Origin of the sequence: Halorubrum sp. SD626R, from assembly GCF_001261915.1 — an archaeon.
GTDB lineage: Archaea > Halobacteriota > Halobacteria > Halobacteriales > Haloferacaceae > Halorubrum.
Map to the genome: position 1 here is coordinate 1 of NZ_CVRT01000067.1, position 22,101 is coordinate 22,101.

The 22,101-nt window shown below is 69.6% G+C and carries 21 protein-coding genes and 1 pseudogene; 15 read left to right on the forward strand and 7 right to left on the reverse strand.

Translation table 11 applies throughout. From position 1 onward, the window contains the following. The first annotated feature begins 116 nt into the window (after positions 1-116). The 4 genes from SD626R_RS06565 (at position 117) to SD626R_RS06580 (ending at position 4,208) form a co-directional block, all read left to right on the forward strand. Complete coding sequence (locus SD626R_RS06565) at positions 117-1,130, forward strand: glycosyltransferase family 4 protein (RefSeq protein WP_092564949.1); 1,014 nt, start codon at positions 117-119, stop codon at positions 1,128-1,130. Between the two features lie 97 nt (positions 1,131-1,227). Continuing rightward, positions 1,228-2,004: a pyrroline-5-carboxylate reductase gene (gene proC / locus SD626R_RS06570; RefSeq protein ID WP_092564950.1), complete on the forward strand. Its 777-nt coding sequence runs from the start codon at positions 1,228-1,230 to the stop codon at positions 2,002-2,004. Continuing rightward, positions 1,994-2,878, forward strand: coding sequence for a glutamate 5-kinase (gene proB, locus SD626R_RS06575; protein ID WP_092564951.1), 885 nt, complete (start codon positions 1,994-1,996; stop codon positions 2,876-2,878). Before proC ends, proB begins: the two co-directional genes overlap by 11 nt. Continuing rightward, a complete protein-coding gene (locus SD626R_RS06580) occupies positions 2,871-4,208 on the forward strand; it encodes a glutamate-5-semialdehyde dehydrogenase (protein WP_092564952.1) in 1,338 nt (445 codons plus the stop codon). The genes proB and SD626R_RS06580 overlap by 8 nt, the downstream gene beginning before the upstream one ends. 37 nt (positions 4,209-4,245) lie before the next feature. Here the strand turns inward: SD626R_RS06580 and SD626R_RS06585 are convergent, their stop codons facing one another. Both SD626R_RS06585 and SD626R_RS06590 read right to left on the reverse strand, forming a co-directional pair. Beyond that, positions 4,246-4,899, reverse strand: coding sequence for a potassium channel family protein (locus SD626R_RS06585; protein WP_092564954.1), 654 nt, complete (start codon positions 4,897-4,899; stop codon positions 4,246-4,248). 3 nt (positions 4,900-4,902) lie between these two features. After that, positions 4,903-6,357: an APC family permease gene (locus tag SD626R_RS06590; RefSeq protein WP_092564956.1), complete on the reverse strand. Its 1,455-nt coding sequence runs from the start codon at positions 6,355-6,357 to the stop codon at positions 4,903-4,905. Between the two features lie 213 nt (positions 6,358-6,570). Between SD626R_RS06590 and SD626R_RS06595 the strand changes: the two genes are divergently transcribed. The 9 genes from SD626R_RS06595 to SD626R_RS06635 all read left to right on the forward strand — a co-directional run bounded on the left by SD626R_RS06595 (position 6,571) and on the right by SD626R_RS06635 (position 15,730). Beyond that, a complete protein-coding gene (locus SD626R_RS06595; RefSeq protein WP_092564958.1) occupies positions 6,571-7,224 on the forward strand; it encodes a potassium channel family protein in 654 nt (217 codons plus the stop codon). 214 nt (positions 7,225-7,438) lie between these two features. After that, the gene (locus SD626R_RS06600) at positions 7,439-8,272 is read left to right on the forward strand and encodes an MBL fold metallo-hydrolase (protein ID WP_092564959.1); all 834 of its coding nucleotides are present in this window, start codon (positions 7,439-7,441) and stop codon (positions 8,270-8,272) included. Between the two features lie 107 nt (positions 8,273-8,379). Beyond that, the gene (locus SD626R_RS06605) at positions 8,380-10,050 is read left to right on the forward strand and encodes a hypothetical protein (RefSeq protein WP_092564961.1); all 1,671 of its coding nucleotides are present in this window, start codon (positions 8,380-8,382) and stop codon (positions 10,048-10,050) included. 108 nt (positions 10,051-10,158) lie between these two features. After that, the gene (locus SD626R_RS06610; protein ID WP_092564963.1) at positions 10,159-11,064 is read left to right on the forward strand and encodes a phosphoribosyltransferase HisG-related protein; all 906 of its coding nucleotides are present in this window, start codon (positions 10,159-10,161) and stop codon (positions 11,062-11,064) included. Between the two features lie 499 nt (positions 11,065-11,563). Continuing rightward, on the forward strand, positions 11,564-11,944 hold the full coding sequence (locus SD626R_RS06615) for a DUF5805 domain-containing protein (protein WP_092564965.1): 381 nt from the start codon (positions 11,564-11,566) through the stop codon (positions 11,942-11,944). Then, positions 11,937-12,971, forward strand: a complete 1,035-nt coding sequence (locus SD626R_RS06620; protein ID WP_092564967.1) for a tyrosine-type recombinase/integrase — start codon at positions 11,937-11,939, stop codon at positions 12,969-12,971. The genes SD626R_RS06615 and SD626R_RS06620 overlap by 8 nt, the downstream gene beginning before the upstream one ends. 300 nt (positions 12,972-13,271) lie before the next feature. After that, entirely contained in the window at positions 13,272-13,925 is a 654-nt protein-coding gene (locus tag SD626R_RS06625; protein WP_092564969.1) for a PH domain-containing protein, read from the forward strand. Next, a complete protein-coding gene (locus SD626R_RS06630; RefSeq protein ID WP_092564971.1) occupies positions 13,922-14,452 on the forward strand; it encodes a PH domain-containing protein in 531 nt (176 codons plus the stop codon). Before SD626R_RS06625 ends, SD626R_RS06630 begins: the two co-directional genes overlap by 4 nt. Positions 14,453-14,635: 183 nt before the next feature. Continuing rightward, a complete protein-coding gene (locus SD626R_RS06635) occupies positions 14,636-15,730 on the forward strand; it encodes a radical SAM protein (protein ID WP_092564973.1) in 1,095 nt (364 codons plus the stop codon). Positions 15,731-15,768: 38 nt separating this feature from the next. Here SD626R_RS06635 and SD626R_RS06640 read toward each other — a convergent pair whose 3' ends face one another. The 3 genes from SD626R_RS06640 to SD626R_RS06650 all read right to left on the reverse strand — a co-directional run bounded on the left by SD626R_RS06640 (position 15,769) and on the right by SD626R_RS06650 (position 17,485). Beyond that, complete coding sequence (locus SD626R_RS06640; RefSeq protein WP_092564975.1) at positions 15,769-16,983, reverse strand: LEA/WHy family protein; 1,215 nt, start codon at positions 16,981-16,983, stop codon at positions 15,769-15,771. Between the two features lie 52 nt (positions 16,984-17,035). Then, on the reverse strand, positions 17,036-17,233 hold the full coding sequence (locus SD626R_RS06645) for a DUF5800 family protein (RefSeq protein WP_092564977.1): 198 nt from the start codon (positions 17,231-17,233) through the stop codon (positions 17,036-17,038). A gap of 69 nt (positions 17,234-17,302) precedes the next feature. After that, positions 17,303-17,485, reverse strand: coding sequence for a DUF5786 family protein (locus tag SD626R_RS06650; protein WP_092564979.1), 183 nt, complete (start codon positions 17,483-17,485; stop codon positions 17,303-17,305). A gap of 139 nt (positions 17,486-17,624) precedes the next feature. On the opposite strand from SD626R_RS06650, the gene SD626R_RS06655 reads away from it, so the two are divergent. Beyond that, positions 17,625-18,755 carry a polymer-forming cytoskeletal protein gene (locus SD626R_RS06655; RefSeq protein WP_092564981.1) on the forward strand — a complete coding sequence of 377 codons (1,131 nt, stop codon included), beginning with the start codon at positions 17,625-17,627 and terminating at the stop codon, positions 18,753-18,755. Between the two features lie 30 nt (positions 18,756-18,785). Here the strand turns inward: SD626R_RS06655 and SD626R_RS06660 are convergent, their stop codons facing one another. Next, positions 18,786-19,550 (reverse strand): ribonuclease H-like domain-containing protein, encoded by a 765-nt coding sequence (locus tag SD626R_RS06660; protein WP_092564983.1) that lies wholly within the window; start codon positions 19,548-19,550, stop codon positions 18,786-18,788. Between the two features lie 328 nt (positions 19,551-19,878). On the opposite strand from SD626R_RS06660, the pseudogene SD626R_RS06665 reads away from it, so the two are divergent. Beyond that, positions 19,879-20,617 (forward strand): annotated as a pseudogene (locus tag SD626R_RS06665) (SOS response-associated peptidase). A gap of 33 nt (positions 20,618-20,650) precedes the next feature. On the opposite strand, the gene SD626R_RS06670 reads toward SD626R_RS06665, so the two are convergent. Further along, positions 20,651-22,096, reverse strand: a complete 1,446-nt coding sequence (locus SD626R_RS06670; protein ID WP_092564985.1) for a small ribosomal subunit Rsm22 family protein — start codon at positions 22,094-22,096, stop codon at positions 20,651-20,653. Positions 22,097-22,101 lie beyond the last annotated feature (5 nt).

Consider the following 22,101-nt stretch of genomic DNA (forward strand, 5'->3'; position numbering starts at 1 on the left):
CATCGAGACGCACATCCCGCCGCTGATGGAGGTCCCGTGGCTGGAAGTCGAGTGAGCGGGCGGTCGGCGGCCGCCCGCGCCGCCGCGACCGCGGCGGTCGCCGACGCGACCGCGCGATGAAGGTCAGTCACTACTTCGAGTTCGAGGACCACGTGACGGGCGGCATCAGGGAGTCGGTCGTCCACCAGCGGAAGATGCTCGACCGGGAGTCGATCGCGTACACGACCGAACCGACCCTCGACGCCGACGTCTTTCACTGCAACCTGATGGGCCCTCGATCGGTGTGGTACGCGAAGCGAGCGCGCGACCGCGGCGTCCCGGTGGTCGCGCACACCCACGTCACCGCCGAGGACTTCGGCGACAGCTTCCGGTTCACAAATGTGCTCGCGAAGCCGCTCAGACCGTACCTCGGCCGCGCGTACGGCCTCGCCGACGCCTTGGTCTGCCCCTCCGAGTACAACCGCGGCGTGATCGAGGGGTACACCGACCGGCCGACGACCGTCGTCTCGAACGGGGTCGACCGCGAGAAGCTGGCGGGCTTCGAGTCGCTGGAAGCCGAGTACCGCGAGCGGTACGACCTTGACCCGCCGACCGTCTTCCTCGTCGGCCACGTGATTAAGCGGAAGGGGTTAGAGACGTTCGTCGACCTCGCCCGCGCGCTGCCGGACATCGACTTCGCGTGGTTCGGCCCGCTCGACCTCTCGTTGAAGGGCCGCGAGACGACGCGGCTCATCGAGGAGTCGCCGGACAACTGCACGTTCACCGGGTTCGTCGACGACATCCGGGGCGCGTTCGCCGCGGGCGACGTGTTCCTGTTCCCGACCCACGAGGAGAACGAGGGGATCGCGCTGCTGGAGGCGATGACGGCCGGGAAGGCGGTCGTCGTCCGCGACATCGAGACGTTCTCGTGGCTCGACGACGAGGCGGACTGCCTCAAGGTCGACCCCGCCGACGGCGACTCGGCGGGCGGCGCCGACTCGGAGACCGCGGCCTTCGCCGACGCGATCCGACGGCTGGAGGACCCAGCGCTCCGCGAGCGGCTGGGGTCGAACGCGGCCGCGCGCAGCGAGGCGTTCTCCCTCGACGCGATCGCGGCCGAGTACCGATCGCTGTACGAGCGGCTGATCTGACTCCCGTTCGGCCGCCCGAAGCACTCTGGGCGCCTCCGGCGGCGGTCTCGCCGAAACCGCAGTTGGTATGACCCTGAGCGTTCTCCCTGCAGGTAACATGACACGCGTGAGCGTCATCGGCTGCGGAAACATGGGGGGTGCCCTGCTGCGCGGCCTCGCGAGGACCGGATCGTATCACCTGACCGCGATCGACATCGACCCGGACGTGCTCGCCGGCATCGAGGACGCCGCCGACGAGACGACGGACGACGTCGCGGCCGCGAGAGACGCGGACATCGTCATCCTCGCCGTGAAACCCGACGTCGCCGAGCACGTGCTGGCCGACCTCGATCTGAGCGCCGATCAGCAGCTCGTGACGCTGGCCGCGGGGCTCCCCCGCGACTTCGTCGCCGAGCGGACCTCCGCGACGGTCGTCCGGATCATGCCCAACCTCGCGGCGGAGACCGGCGACATGGCGGCGGCGGCGACGAACGAAGGGCTCACCGACGGGGTCCGCGCGATGCTCGACGACGCCGGCGAGTTCGTGGAGGTCGGCGAGTCGCTGATGGACGTCTCGACCGCCGTCAACGGCAGCGGCCCCGCCTTCGCGTTTTACCTCATCGACGCGGTGAAGCAAGCCGGGATCGACGGGGGGCTCGACCCCGAGCAGGCCGAGACGCTCGCGGCACAGACGTTCAAGGGCGCGGCCGAGACCGTCCTCCGCGACGACCGCACCGTGGACGAGCTCATCGACGCGGTCTGCTCGCCGAACGGGACGACGATCGAGGGGATGGAGGTCCTGTGGGACAGCGACGCCGACGAGGCGGTGATCGACGCCGTCGCGGCGGCCGAGGAGCGCTCGCGGGAGCTCGCAGAGGCGTTCGATGACGAGTGACGGCGTCGCCGCCGGGGCGGTGGACGCGGCGGCCGTCGAGCGCACGCGGACCGCGGCCGCCGAGGCCGACCGCGTGGTGGTGAAGGCCGGCACCAACTCCCTCACCGACGCGGAGTCGCGGCTCGACCGCGTGAAGCTCGACAAGCTCGTCGCCGACGTGATGGACCTCCGCCGTCGCGGCAAGGAGGTCGTCCTCGTCTCCTCCGGGGCCGTCGGCGCCGGTATCGGCCGGCTCGGGAACGGCGGCGGGAACGCCGCGGTCGACGTCGACGAGGGGCGCGACGAGATCGAGGAGAGCCAGGCGCTGTCGACGGTCGGCCAGAGCCTCCTGATGCGTCACTACACGCAGAGCTTCGACCGGTACGACCAGCCGGTCGCGCAGATCCTCGTGACCGGCGCCGACCTCGACACCCCCGAGCGGTTCGACAACTTCACGAACACCGTCGAGACCCTCCTGGAGTGGGGCGTCGTCCCCGTCATCAACGAGAACGACGCGGTCGCGACCGACGAGCTGCGGATCGGCGACAACGACATGCTGTCGGCCTCGGTCGCCATCGCGCTCGGCGTCGACCTCCTGGTCACGCTCACCGACGTCGGCGGCGTCTACACCGGGAATCCGAAGCGCGACGCGGACGCGACGCTCATCGAGGCCGTGGGCGCGAACTACGACGCCGTCCGGGAGCTCATCGGCGAGAGCACGACCTCCGAGTTCGGCGGGATCCAGACGAAGGTCGAGGGCGCCCGCGACGTGGCGGAGCACGGCGCGCCCGCCGTCATCGCCGGGTCAGAGAGACGGGACGTGCTGGAGCGGATCGCAGCCGCTAAACCGACGGGCACGCTATTCGTGCCGACAGCGGGTGAGACGAATGAGTGAAACGACGGAGGTCGAGCGGGACACGGACGAACTGATCGAGGAGTCGGGGCGGGCCGCGCTGCGGCTCGCCAACGCCGACGAGGCGACCCGGAACGACGCGCTCCGGTCGATCGCCGACGCGCTTCGCGCGAACGAGGCGGCGATCCTCGACGCGAACGCGCGGGACGTCGAGGCGGCCGAGGAGATGCTGGCGCGCGGCGAGTACTCGCAGGCGCTCGTCGACCGCCTGAAGCTCGACGCGGCGAAGCTCGACGACATCGCCGGGATGGTTGAATCCGTCGCCGAGCAGGAGGACCCCCTCGGCCGGACGCTCGCGGCCCGCGAGCTCGACGAGGGGCTGGAGCTGTTCCGCGTCTCGGTGCCCATCGGCGTGGTCGCGACCGTCTTCGAATCGCGGCCGGACGCGCTCGTCCAGATCGCGGCGCTCGCGCTGAAGTCGGGTAACGCCGTCATCCTCAAGGGCGGCAGCGAGGCGAGCGAGTCGAACCGCGTCCTCCACCGCGTGATCCGCGAGGCGACCGCGGACCTGCCCGACGGCTGGGCGGGGCTCGTCGAGGCCCACGAGGAGGTCGACCGCCTCCTCGAACGCGACGACGCGGTCGACCTGGTGATGCCGCGGGGCTCCTCGGAGTTCGTCTCGTACATCCAGGACAACACGCAGATCCCGGTGCTCGGCCACACGGAGGGCGTCTGTCACGTCTACGTCGACGACGACGCTGACGTGGATATGGCCGCCGACGTCGCCTTCGACGCGAAGGTCCAGTACCCGGCCGTCTGCAACGCGGTCGAGACGCTGCTCGTGAACGAGTCGATCGCGCCCGATCTCCTGCCCGACCTCGTCGACCGCTACGAGGAGGCGGGCGTCGAGCTCCGCGGCGACGCCGCGACCCGCGAGATCGTCGACGTCGGCGCGGCGACGGACGACGACTGGGACACCGAGTACGGCGACCTCGAACTGTCGATCAAGCTCGTCGGCGACGCCTACGAGGCGGTCGAACACGTCAACGCGCACGGCTCGAAACACACCGAGTCCATCGTGACGGAGGACCGGGCGACCGCCGACGCGTTCATGACCGGGATCGACGCCGCGAGCGTCTTCCACAACGCCTCGACGCGCTTCGCCGACGGCTACCGCTACGGCCTCGGCGCCGAGGTCGGCATCTCGACCGGGAAGGTCCACGCGCGCGGCCCGGTCGGGCTGGAGGGGCTCACCACCTACAAGTACTACCTGGAAGGCGACGGGCACCTCGTCGCGAGCTACAGCGGCGAGGACGCGCTCCCGTTCACGCACCGCGAACTCGACGCCGAGTGGGCGGTCGGCGGCGAGTGAGGGCGTCGCGGTCGGGTTCGCTTCCGACCCCCGGACGCTACCCCTGCATCAGGTTCATCACTTCGTCGGCGACCTCGGACTCGACGGCGACGACGTAGCGCTCCCCCGGCGTCAGGGTCGTGTCCGGACGGGCGACCCGGTGGCCGTCGGCGTCGGAGACGACGATCGCGCCGGCCGGGAAGCGGACCTCGGTGAGCGACTTCCCCGCGGCCGGCGCGCCCTCGGCGACGCGGATCAGCATGATGTCGAGGTCGCCCGTCACGTCCGCCAGCGTCTGGACGTCGCTACCCACCACCTCGTTGGCCGCCACGCGGGCACCGGCGCGCTCGGGGAACAGCACCGCGTCGACGAACCGCGTGTACGCCTCGCCGGCGGCGCGGTCGATCCGGGCGACCGTTCGGATCTCCGGTGACAGCTCCGTCGCGGCCAGACAGACGGCGAGGTTCAGTCCCGTCTCGCCGGTGAGCGACGCGATCACGTCGGCCCGCTCGATGCCCGCCTGTTCGATGATGTCCGGGTTGGTCGCGTCGCCGCGGATGACGGTCGCGACCCACTCGTCGGCGATCTCGGAGACGATCCGCTCGTCGCGTTCGATGATCGTCACCTCGTGGCCGCGGTCCGCGAGGATCTCCGCCGTCTGGAAGCCGACGCGTCCGCCGCCCGCGATCACGACGTCGAGTGAACTGGTCATGGGTTACTCTTCAGCCTCCGGGGTGATTTCGGTGTCGGCCGCCGCGGCGCCGGTCTCCGCCTCCGCGCGGAACCGGTTCAGCGCGAGGTACGCGACGCCGCCGAGCAGGATCCACGCCGCGCTGAGCCCCAGCGCCAGCGGATCCGTCCGCAGCAGATACTCCACGAGCACCCCGGTCAGGACGAGGTTGAGCGCGATCCCGATCAGCGGCGGCGCCGGGTAGAAGGGCATCTCGTAGGGGCGGTACATGTTCGGGCGCTCGCGGCGGAGCCTGATCGCGGCGACGTTGACGATGACGAACGACAGCAGGAAGAAGAGGCTCGACATGTTGCCGGCGCTCTGGGTCGGGAGCGCGACGGAGCCGAGCATCACCACCGCGCTGGCGAGGATCGCGACGAACGGCGTCCCGTAGCGGTGGTGGATCTGCCCGAACGAGGGCAGGAGTTGCCCCTCGCGTCCCATCGAGAACGCGACCCGCGAGGAGGCGATCACGACCGCGTTCAGCGCGGTCAGCGTCGAGAACACCGCTCCGAAGACGACGAGCGCGCCGCCGTTCCGGATGATCGGCAGGTCCGTGGGCATAAAGGAGGTCGCGGCCGCGGCGATGCCGGCCTCGCCCGCCTCCGCGAGCCCGCTCGCGCCGAGCGTCCCGATGGCGACGGCGACGACGGCCAGGTAGACGACGACGGTCACCGCGAGGCTCACGAAGATCGCCTTCGGGATGTTCTCGCGGGGGTTCTCCACCTCCTCCGTGACGGTAGTGATGAGGTCGTACCCCTCGAAGGCGATGAACGTGAGCCCCATCGCCGGCAGGACCGCGCCCGCCCCGCTCCCCTCCGGGAACAGCGGCTGGAACTCCGCCCCGGAGAACATCGGCGACGCCAGCCCGAAGGCGACGAACACAACCAGGATGGACACCTTGATGATCGTGAACACGGTCTCGGCGCTCCCGCTGGCCGCGGTCGAGACCGCGTTGAGCGCTACTAGGCCCAGCACCGCGACGAACGCCAGCAGGAAGCCGACGGGGAGCGCCGCGTCGACGACCGGGAGAGCGACCGCGCCGACCTCTCCCGGCGGCGGGACGATCCGGTAGACGTGTAACAGCTCCAGGAAGTTCGGGGCGAAGCCCAGCGCGTACAGCGCTCCCGCGATCATGTACGCGAACCAGAGCATCCAGCCCATGATGAACGACGAGAGGTCGTCGAAGATCTCCCGGACGAAGGCGTACCCGCCGCCGCTCTTGGGTATCGAACTCGCGAGCTCGGCGTACGACAGCCCGGTGAACGCGGTGACGACCCCGTTCAGCGCGAAGACGACGATCGCGGCCGGGCCGGCGATCTCGGCTGCCAGCCCGGTCAACACGAAGATGCCGGCACCGATCATCGCCCCCATACCGATCATCGTCGCGTCGAGCAGACCGAGCTCGGCCTCGGGAGACCGAGTCTGACTTCCACTCATCGATCGGATCGTTCGTTTCCTGTGTCGTCCATCGTCCAGTTGAAGCGGGGATTGTGCAAACACTTCATTTGCCGGGTTGATTTTGCTGTGTCAGTAATTGTGATGAACTCTCATAACGTTTTATCCGATCGGCGGACGAGGCTCGAAACCGATGTACCGGACGCATCGGAGTCCGAGGCGAATCGAGACCGGCGCTGACCGAGAGCCGCCCCGATGACCCGGACGAAGCGGTTCGTCATCGCGGGCGGCGGACGCGTCGGGCTGCAGGCGGCCGAGAACCTCACGGACCGCGGTCACGACGTGGTGCTGATCGAGGCCGACGGGGAGCGCGTCGAGGAACTGTCGGACGCGTACCTTGGACCGGTCATCCACGGCGACGCCACGCGCGTGTCGATCCTCAAACAGGCGGACCTCGCCGGCGCCGACGCCATCGCCGCCCTCACCGACGAGACGGGGACGAACATGGAGGTCTGTATGACGGCGCACCACCTCGCACCGTCGATCCGGACGCTCGCCCGGTCGGAGGCCCGGACCGAGGAGGGACGCGACGAGGTCGTCGACGCCACGCTGATCCCGACGTCGCTCGGCGGCGACCACGCGGCCGACATGCTCACCGGCGAGGGGATCCGGACGCTCGTGTTCCCCACCGCGGAGCTCGACATCATCGAGCTCACCGTCACCGAGTCGGCCCCAGTGGCGGGGCACCGGCTCGACGAGGTCGCGCTCCCGACGGGGAGCCTCCTCATCTCGACCGCGGACCGGGAGGCGCTCGCCGGTCCGGAGACGATGCTTGAGCCCTCGGAGCGGTACATCCTCGCCGTCGAGTCGGGGGTCGCCGACGAGGTCGTGAAGCTCTTCCGCGGCTGATCGGCTCCCGGCATCGGCTGAACCCACCGCCGAGCGCCTCTCGCGGTAGATCGTCGATCTCGATCGTCCGCATATTCGGTATAGCGATATACAGTATACCTGTGCGGATTCGGACGGAATCGAGTCGTCTGATAGAAGACATAATCCGCGTCTCGATCCGGGAATTCGCAGCCACTCCGGAATCGTTACCCGGCGCGCCGCCGCAACGACCGGCATGGCCGACTCCGACTGGGGCGACTGGCTGCCGCGCGCGGTGGCCGGCGCCGACCCCGACACGGTTGCGCTGTGGTACCTGGGCTGTAACGGCTTCGCGATCAAGGGCAGCGAGGGCACCGTCCTCTGGATCGACCCGTACGCGGGGACGGGCGACCCGCCCCGGACGGTCCGGATGATCCCGGTCCCGTTCGACCCGGCCGACGTCGACGAGGCGGACGCGGTGCTCGCGACCCACGAGCACACGGACCACGTCCACGGGCCCTCGCAGGCGCCGATCCTCGCGAACACCGACGCCGACTTCGTCGCGCCCGACGACTCGCTCGCGGTCGCGCGCGAGGAGGAACGGTGGACCGACGAGTGGGACGTCGACGAGGAGGCCTTCCTGGAGGTGACCGAGGGCGACGAACTGCGGATCGGCGAGTTCGCGGTTCACGTCGTCGAGACGCACGACCCGGACGCCACACATCCGGTCGGGTACGTGATCGAACACGACGCCGGCACCGTCTTCCACGCCGGGGACAGCAAGCCCGCGGCGTCGTTCCCGGGGCTCGCCGACGAGTTCGACGTCGACCTCGGAATCCTGGCGTTCGGGTCCGTCGGCAACGTCCCCGACAAGGAGACGGGCGAGCCGGTCCGCACGAAGTGGTACAGCGACGAGAACGAGGTCGCGAAGGCCGCGAACGACCTCGAACTGGACCGGCTCGTCCCGACGCACTGGGACATGTGGAAGGGGCTGACGGCGGACCCGACCGCGCTCCACGAGCACGTGCGGAGCTTCGACCACCCGAACCGGCTGGATATCGTCGAGATCGGTGACCGGATCGACCTGTAGCCGGTCCGATCTCGGCGGTCGAGTCCCCTGACCTCGGGCCGGCGGTGGTTATCAGCGCCGAAACGCGGCCCGTGGAATTTAAGCCCCTGCTCCGGGAGGGTCTCCGTATGAGCGAACGGACGGCAGAAGCGACGACGACCGTCGACGAGGACGGTATTCGCGTCGAGAAGTCCTTCACCGACGACGCGTTCCCCGTGCCCGCGGTCACCTACGAGCTCTCCTCGACCCGCGACGACCCGGTCCGGGTGCGGATCGTCGACCGCATCCCGGAGTCGTTCCCGATGGACCGCATCGGGTTCCACCCGGAGTACGAGAGCGAGAACTGGACGGCGTACAAGGACCACCGCGTCGAGTTCGAGCGCGTGCTCGACCCGGGCGACACCGTCGAGACCGTGTATGGGATCCGCGACGACGACCCGGACCTCGACGGGTTCCTCGGCACGCCCGTCATCGAGCACGTCCCGGTCGACGAGGAGATAGAAGACGTCCTCGGCACCGGCGACACCGACGCCGTCAGGGAGGTGCTCTCCGGCGACCGCGCCACCCTTCCCGGGATGGAGGACCCGGTCGCCGAGGCGAGCGAGACGGGGGCGTCCGCGGATGTCGCCGAGGCGGAGGCCGACGCGGAAGTCGACGCTGAGACGCCGGCAGCGGCGACGGCCGACGCGGGGGACGCACCGGCCGCCGAGAGCGACGACGAGACCGCCGCCCCCGAGCCGCGAACAGTCTCCGCGGTCGGCACCCCGGCGGTCACGGTCCGTGACGACGAGTCCGGGAAGTCGACAGAAGCCCCGGAGGACGACGATACCGGTGAGAGCGAGGAGGCAGCGGACGAGTCGGAACCGGTGTCCGAGACTGCCGAGGACGCTGGCGCCGACGGCGAGGACGAGACCGGCGAGGAGTCGGAGACCGGCGAAGCCGAGGACCGACGGAGCGGTCCGCCCGCCGCCGGCTCCGAGCCGGGGGCCGTCCCCGAAGACGGCATCGCGGCCGCGCTGGCGGCCGAGATCCGCGCCGGTGAAGTCGCGGAGGAGGACCTCGACACCCTCAGCGAGGAGCTCGATGCCGGCGTTCCGCGCAGCGTGGACGTCCGCATCGCTCGCCTCCAGTCGAGCGTCGCCGACATCGAGGCGTACGCCGACGCGCTCGCGGAGTTCATCGACGGCGAGGGCACGGCCCGGGAGATCCTCGACGAGCTCGACAGAAAGGTCGAGCGCGTCGAGTCCGAGATGGACGCCCTGGACGAGCGGGTCGACACGGCCGACGCCGACCGCGAGGACCTGCGCGAGACGGTCTCCGGAGTCGACGACTCGGTCGACGCGGTCTCGACGGAGGTCGACGCCGTCACGGAGCGCGTCGACGGCGTCAGCGACCGCGTGGACGGGGTCGAAGACGCCGTCGACGACGTGGAGGCGACGGTCGGGGACGTGACCGACGACGTCTCGCGGATCGACGAGGAGACGGCCGCGCTCGACGAGGCGCTCGACGACGTCGACGACGATATCGAGACGCTGTACGAGGAGGTCGACGACGCCGCGGCCGCGGCCGAGTCGACGGCGGACCGCGTCGAGGACGTGGAGTCCCGACTGGGTCGCTTCGACGAGGAGTTCGACGACCTCTGGGACGACCTCGCGGAGGTCGACACCCGGCTGACCGAGATCGAGGACCGGCTCGGGGAGGACCTCGACGACGTCGAGGCCGAACTCGACGACATCAACGACCACTTGGAAGAGCTGGAGGCGTTCCGGGAGCGACTCAACGAGGCGTTCGGGCCGTAGACGGCGTCTCGGTAGAATTTCTCTTTATCGCGAGCACGTCGGACGGGAGGGTCGGTCCTCCCGACGGAAAGCGCAACCCGTTTCACCCGTCACGACCCATCTCGGGTAATGAGCGAACCGGTACCGGTCGCCGTCCCGCGGAAGGGCCGACCCCTCGAAGCGGTCCTCGAACGGATCGCGGCCGTCGGCCGCGACGATCGGCTGGAACGGCTCGCGGACGGCGTGAGCAACACGCTCCGCTACGAGAAGGCGATCACGAAGGACCGTGTTGAGGCCGACCAGGGCCCCTACAAGCGGCTCGCCGAGTACTCCGACCCGGACGCCCCGACGGAGCCGGAGTTCACGCTGCTGCGCGATGACAGGGACGGAAAGCCACGCCGCATCGTCTTCGACGCCGCCACGGTCGATCTCGGCGACGTCAGACTGAAGCTGGTCGGTCGCGAGGAGCCGTTCCGCGCCCTCCGAACCCACGAGTTCGCGCTCGGGTTCGACTCTGCGGACCTCGTTCTGGAGGAGGTCGTCGGAATCAGACCGGAGGGGCTCGGCGAGATCGCCGACGTCAACGAGCGGATCGACCCCGTCGACACCGACGTTCGGGTGGTCAACGGGCTCGGTGACACCGTCTACCACACGCTGATGGCTCGCCCCGAACGCCTCCGCCCCGGGACCGACCTCGACCGAGCCTTCCTCGCCGGCTACGAGGGGCCGCTGTGCATCTCGCCTCGGTACGAGCGGCTGGTCACGGCAGTGCTCGGCACGGACGCGCTCGACGGGATCGACTTCGTCTATCCGAATCCCGACGAGGAGGAGGAAGCGGGCATCGCGCGAAACGGCCTCGGCGTCTACCTCACCGTCACCGGATCGACCGCCCGCGACCACGGTCTCGTCGTCGGAGAGCACCTCTTCCCGAGCGAGACCGTCCTGATGCGGAACGCGGCCGAAGGCGACTCGCGAGTCGAGCGCGCGATAGCCGCCCTCGACGTCGACGACGCGACTTCCGAGATCCGAGTCTGATCCCGACAGTTTCTATAGCGACATACGATACACTTGTTGCAGGCGAACCGCGGTATCGAGAGCGATCCCGCCGGCGCGGAAGTTCCGAGTCCGGGCGGGACGCTGGGAGAGCGCCCTAAGCCACGGTCGACCAGACGCGTTATGGCCGAGTCGGCCGACGCGACGCCGTGCGCTCCGCAGGGCGTATCCGTCGAGGAGGAACTCAAAACAGAGAGTGAACCACGGCCCACCGAGGCGGATCGCGACGCGACGGATCGAGGGAGCCCGCTCTAACGAGATGTCGGGTGGCGTATTCTGACCACCGGCGTACGACTATTTCTTGACGACGGTATAATATTATATCCTGTTTGCTGGTACTATAAGACAAACTCAGAGCTCTATAAATACGGATAACTATGTCGTAACGGGCCAAATATCGCTCTAGAAATCAGTATAAGGTCACTTATCCAGAGATCTGGGATAGATTGAAGTCGGCGGCCCGAGAAGTCGAACGCGAACGATGAGCGACGACCGCCGCTCGGTGAAGACCTACGTCCCCGCCGAGCAGAAGGATCGGTGGCGAGAGCACGCTGACGAGCTCGACATGTCGCAGAGCGAGTTCGTCAGGACCATGGTACAGGCCGGTCGCCGGGGGTTCTCGACGGTCGAATCCGAGAAGACCGCCGAACCGGATCCGACCGGGTCTGACCCCAAGGGTCAGAGCCTCGAAACCAGGGTGGAAACCCGGCTCGCCGACGGGCCGCTCTCGTGGGAGGAACTCGTCGAGACGGTAGTCGGGGATTTCGAGGACCGGTTGGAGGACGCGCTCGACGCGTTACAGGACCGCAACCGCGTCCGGTACAACGGGCGGAAAGGCGGGTACACCCTCACCGATGAGTAGCGCCCGAGCGCCGGACGAGGTCTCGGACCCGGTCGGCTACTTCATCGACGATCTCACGTACCACGGGAAGACGGAGCGCACCCGCGAGTCCTACGAGCGCGTTCTGCGCCGGTTCGAGGCGTTTCTCGGCCCGGAGACGGCGCCCGCGTCGGCCACGCACCGCGACTGCATGTCGTTCGTCCACTCGCTGCGCGGCGACGTCGCGGACAGCACGGTGGCGACGTACGCCGCCTACCTCCACCGGTTTTACGGGTATATGACCGAGGTCGGCGTCTTCGACGGGAACCCCATGACGCTCGTGATGGAGGAGATGGACGAGACGGTCGACAAGGACCCCGCTCGGCGCGACATCTCCGTGCCGGCGATGCGCGGGTTCGTTGCCGGGATCCGCCACCCGCTCCATCGGGCTCTCGTGGTGACGTTGCTCAAGACCGGGATGCGAGTCGGGGAGTGTTGCAACCTCGACCTCCGCGACCTCGCCGTCGACGACGCGGAACTCCGGGACGCGTACGACCTCGGCACGCGAGCGATCCTCGCGGATCGTCCGAATTCACTGTACGTGACTCCTGACGCGACGGTCGGCGAGGAGCTGAACGGCGAGGTACGGACGGCGTCGAACAAGCGGAAGCGCGGGACGGTGATCCCCGTCGACGACGAGCTCGCCCGGACGCTGAAACGGTGGCTGGCGATCCGACCCGACAGCCCCTCGTCGGCGGACCCCCTGTTCGTCGGCACGGCGGAGGGATGGGGGGAGCGGCTCGACCCGCAGGCGGTGCGACACGTCGTCGAGCGGTACGCCCGCGAGGCGGGCTGGTACCGGACCGGGGGCGGCGCCGCCGAGAACGTCACGCCCCACTACTTCCGGCACTTCTTCACGACGCACCTTCGCGACCGGACCGGCGACCGCGGCGTGGTCAAATACCTGCGCGGCGACGTCGCCGACGACGTGATCGACACCTACACGCACAACTGGGGCGACCAAGTCCGGGAGACGTACGAAGCGAACGTCTACCGGTTATTGGACTAGTTCGCGAGCTTCAGTAGAATTTCGTCGTTTTAGTATCGACGGATGTACGTCGTGATTCGAACAGATAAAGTGCATATCGCTATATCTAATGTGGCGATTCGCGTCGAAAATCACTTGACGTAACGCATCTGCGATCGACCGGCGTAACGGGGCGTGTGGGGCGATACCAGTGCCTCCGACGATCGGGGCGTCGTTCCGGCCGCCGCGGCCGGAGGGACGGGAGGATGGTCCGATCCGGCGAGACGCCTTCCGAGCGGCCGTCGGTACGGTTTTCTGACTCGCCCGTCTATCGGGTCTCGCATGTCCGATATGGCCCTCCGGGACGCATCGAACGGCGGTTCGTCCGACACCGCGGATATCGACTTGGACTGGCTCACGCTCGAAGACGACGAATCGATCCTGTGGGCGAGCACGCCGCACAAGTACAGCGTCGTCCCCGCGTTCATCGTCGGGATTCCGCTCTCGCTCGTCCTCATCGGCATCCCGATCCTCGCGGCGGCGTACCTCCAATACCGGAACACGAACTACGTCGTGACGGATCGGGGGCTCTACAGCAAGCGAGGTATCCTCTCTCGTGACGTCCAGCAGATCGGGTTCGACAAGGTGCAGAACATCTCCTACAGCCAGTCGGCGCTGGGGTCGTCGTTCGGGTACGGCTCGGTCGACGTCAGCACGGCCGGCGGCTCGGGCGTCGAGCTGCAGTTCAGGAGCATTCCGGACCCGGCGTCGGTCCAAGAGCTGATCGCGAGAGAGGTCGACCGCCGACAGGGGAGCGACCGAGGCGCGGCGGCCGAGGAGCACGTGCTGAACGAGATCCTCCGGGAGCTCACCGCGATCCGGCAGGCGGTGACCGACGGCTCCGAGAGCGCGCGGGACGAGGCAGAACTCGCCGAGCGCACGCCGTCGACCGTCGACGACGCGACGGCCGAGCAATCGTCGGCGGACGAGCCATGAGCGACGACTGGTGGTATCGGCGCGACGACGAACGCGTCGTCTGGCGAGGCCGACCGCGGCTCTCGGCGGCGCTCCCCGAGGCCGTCGTCGGGGGCGTAGTGAGTGCGCTCGCGGTCGCGGCCGCGGCGACCGTGGACCCGCGGCTCGTCGCGGGAGTCGTCATCGGGATCGGAATCGCCGCGTGGGCGGTGCTCCGAGTGCGACGGACCCGCTTCCTACTCACGGACCGGGCCCTGTGGGCCAAGCGCGGCGTACTCGGGCTGACCGTCAGGCGGGTCGGCCTCGAAAAGGTGCAGAACACCGCGTACAACCAGTCGATCACCGGGTCCGCGTTCGGATACGGAACGGTCGTGATCGAGGTCGCCGGCGGTCCCGACCTGGAGTTCCGGCGGGTCAGCGACCCGCGAGCGGTCCAGACCGCGATCGCCGAGCGCGGCGGCGGGTCGGGCGACGCGGTCCCCGGATCGATCGACCAGTGGCGGTCGGTGCTGCGGCTCGTCCGCGAGATCCGGAGCGCAGTCGAATAGGGGCGCAATCGGATCGGGGCGCAATCGGATCGGGGCGCAATCGGATAGGACCGACGTCCGGACGCCATCAAGCGGGATCGAGGGCGGGCGGCGGGTTCGACCCGCGTCCGACGGGGGTGACCTTCCCTGAACACGTTCGGGGTGTCGGACAAGGGGGTCCGGGTCCTACTCCGACGGGAGCACATGCTCGACGACTTCGACGCGGACCGCCGTCCCCTCGTTCTGATCTGGGAGGTGACGCAGGCGTGCGGCCTCGCCTGCCGTCACTGTCGGGCCGACGCGAAGCCGAAGCGCCACCCGGACGAGCTGACGACGGCCGAGGGGAAGCGGCTCCTCGACGACGCCGCGGCGTTCGGCGACGGACAGCTGGTCGTCCTGTCCGGAGGCGACCCGCTCGCCCGCGAGGACCTCACCGAGCTGGTGGCGTACGGCGACGGGCTTGGCCACCGGATGACGATCACGCCGAGCGGGACGGCGTCGCTGACCCCGGACCGCGTCGCGGCGCTCGCCGACGCCGGGATCCGGCGGATGGCCCTCAGCCTCGACGGGGCGACCCGCGAGCGCCACGACCGGTTCCGCGGCGAGGAGAGCTTCGCGGACACGCTGACCGCGGCGCGGGCGGCCCGCGAGGCGGGGATCCCGCTGCAGGTCAACACCACCGTCTGCGCGGAGACCGTTGACGAACTGCCGGCGATCCGGGACCGGGTCCGAGAGCTCGGTGCGGTGCTATGGAGCGTCTTCTTCCTCGTCCCCGTCGGACGCGGGCGGATCCTCGACCCGGTCTCCCCGCAGCGGGCCGAGACCGTGATGGAGTGGCTCCACGACGTCGCCGAGGCCGAGCGGTTCGGCGTCAAGACCACCGAGGCGCCCTTTTATCGCAGGGTCGGCCTCCAGCGCGGCGGCGACGAGACCGGCGTTCGCCGGCGCGGCGGCGTCACGGCCGGCCGCGGATTCGCCTTCGTCAGCCACACCGGTGAGACGTACCCGTCCGGGTTCCTCCCGAAGTCGGCCGGCAACGTCCGTGACCGATCCGTCGTCGATATCTATCGGAATACGGAGCTGTTCGAATCGCTCCGAGAGCCGGACGAGTTCGCGGGGAAGTGCGGCGCCTGCGAATTCCGGCACGTCTGCGGGGGGAGCCGCTCCCGCGCGTTCGCGGCGACGGGGGATCCCCTCGGAAGCGACCCCCTCTGTCCGTACGTGCCGGAGGGATACGACGGCGAGCTCCCCGAGACGCTGTCGGACGGTGAGTCGGGCGTCCGGGACGCCGCGGACTGAGGGACCGGAGTTCCGGTCGAACGGCGTCCGGGGCCCCGTTACAGCGGGAGCACTCCATCGTCGCCGTCGTCCGTTCCGTCGCCCGTAGTGTTGTCGTCCGTTCCCCCGTCGGTAGCGCCTCCGTCGGTGGTCCCGTCGGTCGTGGACTCCCCGTCAGTGGTGGTCCCGTCGTCTGTCTCGTTCCCTCCGCCTCCGGGGCCATCGCCGGTCTCGGAGCCATCGTCGGTGGCGCCGTCTTGGGAGTTCTCACCGTCGGCGGAGCCGTCCGAGTCCCGCACGTCGTCGCCCTCGTCGAAGATGTCGGTCTCGATCGTCTCCTCGTACGTCAGTTCGTCGAGGGGGACGGTGACCGCCTGGCTGGTCGGTAGCTCGACGACCGCGTAGAAGTCGATCCGGAGGCCGCTCACCTGGTGACCGCGAACGTCCTTGTCGAGGTGCGTGACCCACCACTCGTCGAGCCGGGCGTTCCGGAGCGCGGTCGTGAACGCGATCGTCTCGGTGCCGCGCGGTTCGATCACGTACCCCTCCTCGGTCCGTCCCGACGCCATCTCGACCCCGTTCATCGTGACGTCGTAGCCGATCTCGGTGACGACGTACGGTTCGAGGTTCGGGTTGTAGACGGTGAACGCCATGTCGATCGGCGTCTCGGCCTCGCTGACGCTCCCCCACGCGCCCCGCGTCTCGTTGACGTAGAGGATCGGGTCGTCGGTCAGCGCGCTGTCGGCGTTCGCCGGTCGGGTCTCCTCGGAGTTGAACGCGCCGAGCAGATCGGTCGTGACCTCGCGGCCCTGACTGAACTCCACGCTCCGACCGAGGAGCCCCGAGGTGACGTTCGCGTCGATGTCGACGGTCGTGCGTTCGTCGTTCCGGACGTGGCTGACCCACCAGGACGGGATCGCGTCGTTCCGGAGGTCGGTCTCGAGGGGGACCGTGGAGTTCCCGGTGCCGACGGAGACGCCATCGCGACCGCCCCGCGCCATCTCGATGTCGTTCATCGAGACGGTGTAGTTCGCCGAGACGCCGTCGAGTCCGACCCCGATCGGGTTCGGGTTCGAGACGACGAGGTCCGTCTTGACCTCGGTCGTCTCGTCGGTCACGTTTCCGAAGGTGTTGTCCACGGCCGCGACGCTCGGCACGCCGAGTATCCCGAGCGCGAACGCGCCGCCGACGGCGGCGACGACGATCAGCAACCCGACGAACGCGGCGCCGCGCTTCGAATCCGTGAGCGTCGCGAGCGCGTCTCGGGGGTTCATACCCCGGCACACCCGGTCGGAGGGTAAAATCGTACCGCTTCGGGGAGTCGGCCTATAACACGTCGCCGATCCGCACCGGCTCGCCGTCCAGATCGGGTTCCTCGGCGACGATCCGGAGGACCTCGTGGTCGGTCACGTCGCGAAATCCCTTGCCGGTCGCCTCCTCGATCAGGTCCTTCTCCAGCTCGAACTCGGTCCCCTCGTAGACGACGTCGACGCCGTCGTCGGTGAACGTCAGGTCGGTGCTCATGTGGCGTCGTAGGCGGCGATCGGATAAAAGGAGCGTGGCACGGCCGGGTCGCCGACCCGGACGAGCGGTCTACTCGTCGGCGTCGTCGTCTTTCATGTCCGAGAGGCGCCCGACAAGGTCGTCGGTCGAGGCGCCGCCCTCGATGGAGACATCGCCATCGTGGTCGTGCTCGTGGACGTTCACGGCGCCCTCGTCGTCGGTGTCTACGTCCTGGTCCTTCTGTTCGCTCTCGTCGTACGACCCGAATCCCATACCTGAGTCTCCGGTCCCGAACTGAAAAGGGTAGTGGCCTGGCCTCGGGAGCGCGGCGACTCGATCCCGAGCCGCATTGGCGTCCGACGCGCGTCCGACGCCCCACACGGTTTATAATCGCGGAGGGAGTGCTCCCGGTGTGTCGCTGCGAGGAGACGGTCCGATAGAGGAGCTCGCCGTCCCGTCCGGGACCACCGTCGAGGAGCACGACCTCGTCGTCGACGGCGACGTGCTCGTCGGCGGGCAGTCGACGGTGGAGTTCGGACTCCGCGGGCGCAACGTCGCCATCGGGGAGCGCGTGCGCGTCGGAAACGACATCGAGGCCGAGGGCGACTGCCGGCTCGACACCTGGTGTACCGTCGACGGCAACGTGCTCGTCGGCGAGGACGCGTACCTCGGCGAGCGCGTCACCGTCACCGGCCGGCTGATGGTCTCCGGCGACCTCGACATCGGCGACGACGTGTCGATCGAGGAGGGGTTCGAGGCGAACGGCTGGATCGTCATCCGGAACCCCGTCCCCACCATCGTCTTCTACTTCATCGTCCTCTCGCAGCTCCTGCGCGTCGGCGAGACCGACGCGGCCGACGAGCTCGCGGAGGCGCTCGCGGACGGCGACGACGTGCGCGACCCCCTGCTGGTCCCGCGCGGCGCGGAGATCTCCGACGACGCGTGGCGCGTCTCGACGCCCGCGACGGTCGGCGACGACTGCCGGATCCACGGGAACCTCCGCGCCGAGTCCGTGCGCGTCGGCGAGCGCAACGAGGTGTTCGGCTCCCTCCGCGCCCGCGAGGGGATCACGATCGGCGCCGACACGGTCATCCACGGCGACGTCACCACGCGCGGCGGGACGGTCACCATCGAAGCGGGAGCACACGTGCGCGGCGACGTCTCGGCCGGCGACCTCGTGGTCCACGACGGCGCCGAGATCGACGGCTCGCTCCGCGCTCGCGGCGAGATGAAGCTGGTTCAGGAGACCGGGAGCGAGGCCGAGGACGCGGAGTCGACCGAGAGCGATGACGACGCGGCGGGGGGAACCGGAGCGGACGCAGAAAGCGGCGGCGACGGGGTCGACGCTGACATCGACGGCGCTGAGAGCGACGACGGCGAGGAGGCCGACCCGGACGGCGATGAGGTCGCTCCCGACGGCGACGCCGCCGGTGACGAAGGCGACGAGGTCGACGAGAGCGCCTCGGCCCCCGACGAAAGCGACGGCGACGCGGAGTCCGAGACGGCGGAGGCGGCCGTCGATCCCGACGCGGAAGCGACGTAGCCGACGCGAGTCGGCCGGTTTCGGCCCGCGCTACCGCTCGGGAGCGTCGCCGACGAACACGTCCTCGTGAAGGCGCTCGCAGACGACGTCGGCCAGGGTCCGGAGGTTCTCGGTGTCCTCGCGGTTGTACGAGACCAGCCGATCGAGCGCGTCGTCGTCGCCGCGCTCGTACTCGCGCCAGAGCCGGACGGCGTCACGGCCCGACAGGTCCGGGCGGTCGCGGTCGATCCCGATCTCCCTCTCGATCGGCTTCAGCCCCCCAGAGAGCCCGATCCGCTTGCAGGGGTACATCAGGTCGAGGTGCGGCGTGTCGACGTCGATGCCGAAGGAGGTCTCTAGGAAGGGGACGTCGAACCGCGCGCCGTTAAACGTCGCGAGCAGGCTCGCGTCCGCGAACCGCTCGCGGAGGCGGTCGGCGGTGAGGTCGTCGCCGGCGACGAGCGTCGTCGTCTCGCCGTCCCGGTGGAAGCTCACCGTCGTCACTTGGTTGCGGTGCTCGTCCAGCCCGGTCGTCTCGATGTCGAAGAAGCAGGTCTCCTCCCGGAAGTTCTCGTAGAGGCGCCAGCGCTCCCCGCTCGGGAACGCGCGGTCGAAGTAGGCCGCGTCGCCGTCGTCGAGGCGCGCCAGCGCCTCGGCGATGAACGACTCGATCCGGTCGGCGGTGGTCGAGCCGACGCCAGCGACGTCGACGGCGGGGTCGAACTCCTCCCACGCGGTGACGCCCTCGCGCCACAGCCGGCGCTCCGTCGTCTCGCCGACCCCCTCGACCGGGATGAAGCTGTTCTCGATGCGCATACCCGACCGCGGCGGCGCGCGGGCAAAAACCCGACGGGAGCGAGAGCGCCGACAGTTCATAAACGAGGCGCCGAAGGCCATACCAAGCGCGATAGCGCACGGCCGTCATCGACCGGCGCGCCGCCGAGCGGCCGCTTACGAGCGGGCGCGAGGGGCTCGCGAGGGAGGCGCCGGGCGGACGTGAGACGGTTCGCGTCCGCCGGACGCCGAGGCTGGGGAGGGACGAGGGCGGCGCTCGGCCGACCGCCCCGTGCCGACCCGCGTCGGCCGGTCGAACCGTCCTGTCCCGCTTCGCATTTAACTACTCGCCGCACGAATCACCGACAGAATGTGCGGCCGCTATACGCTTTTTACTCCCGCGGACGATCTCGAGTCCCGGTTCGACGCCGACTTCGGCGGCATCGAGCCCAGCTACAACTGCGCGCCCGGGCAGGAGCTCCCGGTGATCGCCGACGAGGCGCCCGCGCGCGACCCGGATGGAGTGGGGGCTGACCCCTCGCTGGGCCGACGAGTCGTTCGACCTGATAAACGCCCGCGCGGAGACCGTCCGCGAGAAGCGGAGCTTCGCCGACGCCTTCGAGCGCCGGCGGTGTCTGGTGCCCGCGGACGGGTTCTACGAGTGGGTCGAGCGCCCCGACGACTCCGCCGGACGCTCGTCCGGAAAACGGCCGTACCGGGTCGCCTTCGCGGACGACCGCCCGTTCGCGATGGCGGGGATCTACGAGCGGTGGGAGCCGCCCGAGCCCGAGACGACGCAGACCGGGCTCGGCGCGTTCGGCGGCGGGTCGGAGGAGGGAGACGACACCGATGACAGCGACGGCCCCGTAGAGACGTTCACGATCGTGACGACCGAACCGAACGCGCTCGTCGCCGACCTCCACCACCGTATGGCGGTGATCCTGGACCCGGACGAGGAGGGGACGTGGCTCCGCGGCGACCCCGACGAGGCCGCCGCGCTTCTCGATCCGTATCCGGCAGACGAGCTGACCGCGCATCCGGTGTCGACGCGGGTGAACTCCCCCGCGGTCGACGGGCCGGAACTGATCGAGCCCGTCGGCGGGGACTGATCCGACGGGAGCGGCTCCGGGGACGCCGCCGCCTCAGGGCGCGACCAGGTCGACGACCGTCTCGTCGTCGACGACGACGTTGTACGCGCCCTCGTCGTCGTTCCAGAGCACGAGCCCGTTCTCGACGAAGACGACCGCGCCGTAGTCGGCCCGCCGGAGGTCCTCGTTGAGCGCGGTCTCCCGCGTGCAGACGAGGTAGTGGTCGACCGCCTGCGAGCCGTCGCCGACGCGGTAGAGGGCGTTGTCGCCCGCGCTGAGGTCGTGGCTGAGCTTCACCGCGAGCAGGTTCACGCGGTCGGTGACGTGACTCTCCGAGTCGGCCATCCGCGCGCAGCGGTCGTCGCTCGCCCGCACGTCGACGCGCCGCTTCCCGTCCGGTCTGAGGATCGCGTACGCGAACTGCACGTCGACGTTGACGAACTCCCCCGGCTCGTCGGTCGCGCCGCGCTCGGCCGCCTCGTCGAGCCGCCGCTGGAACGGGGGCACGCCGAGGTCGTCGGCGACGTCGAACGACCAGCCGCCGTCGGAGGGCGTCTCGTCGGGCCAGAGCCGGAGCGTGGGCGCGTACGTCTCGACGCCGCTGGTCGGGGTGACGACCGCGCGCTCGACCTCGCGGAGCCCCATCGCCGTGTTGCGGTCGGCGGGCGCGAAGGCGACGACGCTCCCGTCGTCGGCGAGGCGGTCGAGCGCGGCCTCGGCGACCGCGACCGGATCCGCGAGCTCCGAGAGGACGTTGCCGAAGACGACGAGATCGAAGGGTTCGCCGGCCGCGGCGGCCGCGGAACCGCCGTCCTCGACCCCGAGGAACGACTCCGCGGTCGTCTCGTGGATCGTCGCGCGAAAGTTGCGGCCGGTCTCGTCGAGCAGCCGGTCGAGCACGTCGGCCGCGGCGCTCGGCTCGACGGCGTGGTAGTCGACGACGGCGTCGTCGGGGAGGTAGTCGTGGAGGCCGAGCGCTGGGCCGCCCACGCCCGCGCCCACGTCGAGGACGCGGAGCGTCCGGTCGAGCAGGCCGTTCTCGACGAGGTCGTCGAGGACGTAGCCGACCGTCGCGTAGTAGGCGGAGAGGTGATAGATCGCGTAGCCGAGCGCCGCGATCCGGTCGTACTCGACGTCGTTCTCGTAGAGGTAGTCCGATTTCAGCCGCCGGACCGCCTCGCGGAGTTCCTCGCCGGACTCGCCGCGGTGCCAGTTCGCGCCGAACTCCTCGACGAGGAGGTCTTCGAGGGCGAACGCGTAGCCGTCGGGGAACTCGGTCGGCGCCCAGCCGGGATCGGGGATCGCCCCCTCGGGGACCGGTTCGAAGCGTCCGTCGTCGCGCTCGCGCAGCCGGAGGTCGAACGCCTCCTCGCGGAGCGTCTCGCGGACGACAGCCGGGTGCGGCGTCCCCTCGATGTACTCCGCGATCTCCTCGGGGTCGATCGGTCTGACGTTGCGCAGGTAGTTGGCGTTGTTCCGGACCGCCTCTCTGTCTATCATGTGGG

What these genes read in the sequence shown, in the direction of transcription:
- proB (WP_092564951.1), top strand. Translation starts at nt 1,994, where the DNA reads ATGACGAGTGACGGCGTCGCCGCCGGGGCGGTGGACGCGGCGGCCGTC.
- proC (WP_092564950.1), top strand. Translation starts at nt 1,228, where the DNA reads ATGACACGCGTGAGCGTCATCGGCTGCGGAAACATGGGGGGTGCCCTG.
- SD626R_RS06600 (WP_092564959.1), top strand. Translation starts at nt 7,439, where the DNA reads ATGGCCGACTCCGACTGGGGCGACTGGCTGCCGCGCGCGGTGGCCGGC.
- SD626R_RS06605 (WP_092564961.1), top strand. Translation starts at nt 8,380, where the DNA reads ATGAGCGAACGGACGGCAGAAGCGACGACGACCGTCGACGAGGACGGT.
- SD626R_RS06610 (WP_092564963.1), top strand. Translation starts at nt 10,159, where the DNA reads ATGAGCGAACCGGTACCGGTCGCCGTCCCGCGGAAGGGCCGACCCCTC.
- SD626R_RS06620 (WP_092564967.1), top strand. Translation starts at nt 11,937, where the DNA reads ATGAGTAGCGCCCGAGCGCCGGACGAGGTCTCGGACCCGGTCGGCTAC.
- SD626R_RS06585 (WP_092564954.1), bottom strand. Translation starts at nt 4,899, where the DNA reads ATGACCAGTTCACTCGACGTCGTGATCGCGGGCGGCGGACGCGTCGGC.
- SD626R_RS06635 (WP_092564973.1), top strand. Translation starts at nt 14,636, where the DNA reads ATGCTCGACGACTTCGACGCGGACCGCCGTCCCCTCGTTCTGATCTGG.
- SD626R_RS06670 (WP_092564985.1), bottom strand. Translation starts at nt 22,096, where the DNA reads ATGATAGACAGAGAGGCGGTCCGGAACAACGCCAACTACCTGCGCAAC.
- SD626R_RS06580 (WP_092564952.1), top strand. Translation starts at nt 2,871, where the DNA reads ATGAGTGAAACGACGGAGGTCGAGCGGGACACGGACGAACTGATCGAG.
- SD626R_RS06615 (WP_092564965.1), top strand. Translation starts at nt 11,564, where the DNA reads ATGAGCGACGACCGCCGCTCGGTGAAGACCTACGTCCCCGCCGAGCAG.
- SD626R_RS06625 (WP_092564969.1), top strand. Translation starts at nt 13,272, where the DNA reads ATGTCCGATATGGCCCTCCGGGACGCATCGAACGGCGGTTCGTCCGAC.
- SD626R_RS06650 (WP_092564979.1), bottom strand. Translation starts at nt 17,485, where the DNA reads ATGGGATTCGGGTCGTACGACGAGAGCGAACAGAAGGACCAGGACGTA.
- SD626R_RS06590 (WP_092564956.1), bottom strand. Translation starts at nt 6,357, where the DNA reads ATGAGTGGAAGTCAGACTCGGTCTCCCGAGGCCGAGCTCGGTCTGCTC.
- SD626R_RS06645 (WP_092564977.1), bottom strand. Translation starts at nt 17,233, where the DNA reads ATGAGCACCGACCTGACGTTCACCGACGACGGCGTCGACGTCGTCTAC.
- SD626R_RS06640 (WP_092564975.1), bottom strand. Translation starts at nt 16,983, where the DNA reads ATGAACCCCCGAGACGCGCTCGCGACGCTCACGGATTCGAAGCGCGGC.
- SD626R_RS06595 (WP_092564958.1), top strand. Translation starts at nt 6,571, where the DNA reads ATGACCCGGACGAAGCGGTTCGTCATCGCGGGCGGCGGACGCGTCGGG.
- SD626R_RS06630 (WP_092564971.1), top strand. Translation starts at nt 13,922, where the DNA reads ATGAGCGACGACTGGTGGTATCGGCGCGACGACGAACGCGTCGTCTGG.
- SD626R_RS06660 (WP_092564983.1), bottom strand. Translation starts at nt 19,550, where the DNA reads ATGCGCATCGAGAACAGCTTCATCCCGGTCGAGGGGGTCGGCGAGACG.
- SD626R_RS06565 (WP_092564949.1), top strand. Translation starts at nt 117, where the DNA reads ATGAAGGTCAGTCACTACTTCGAGTTCGAGGACCACGTGACGGGCGGC.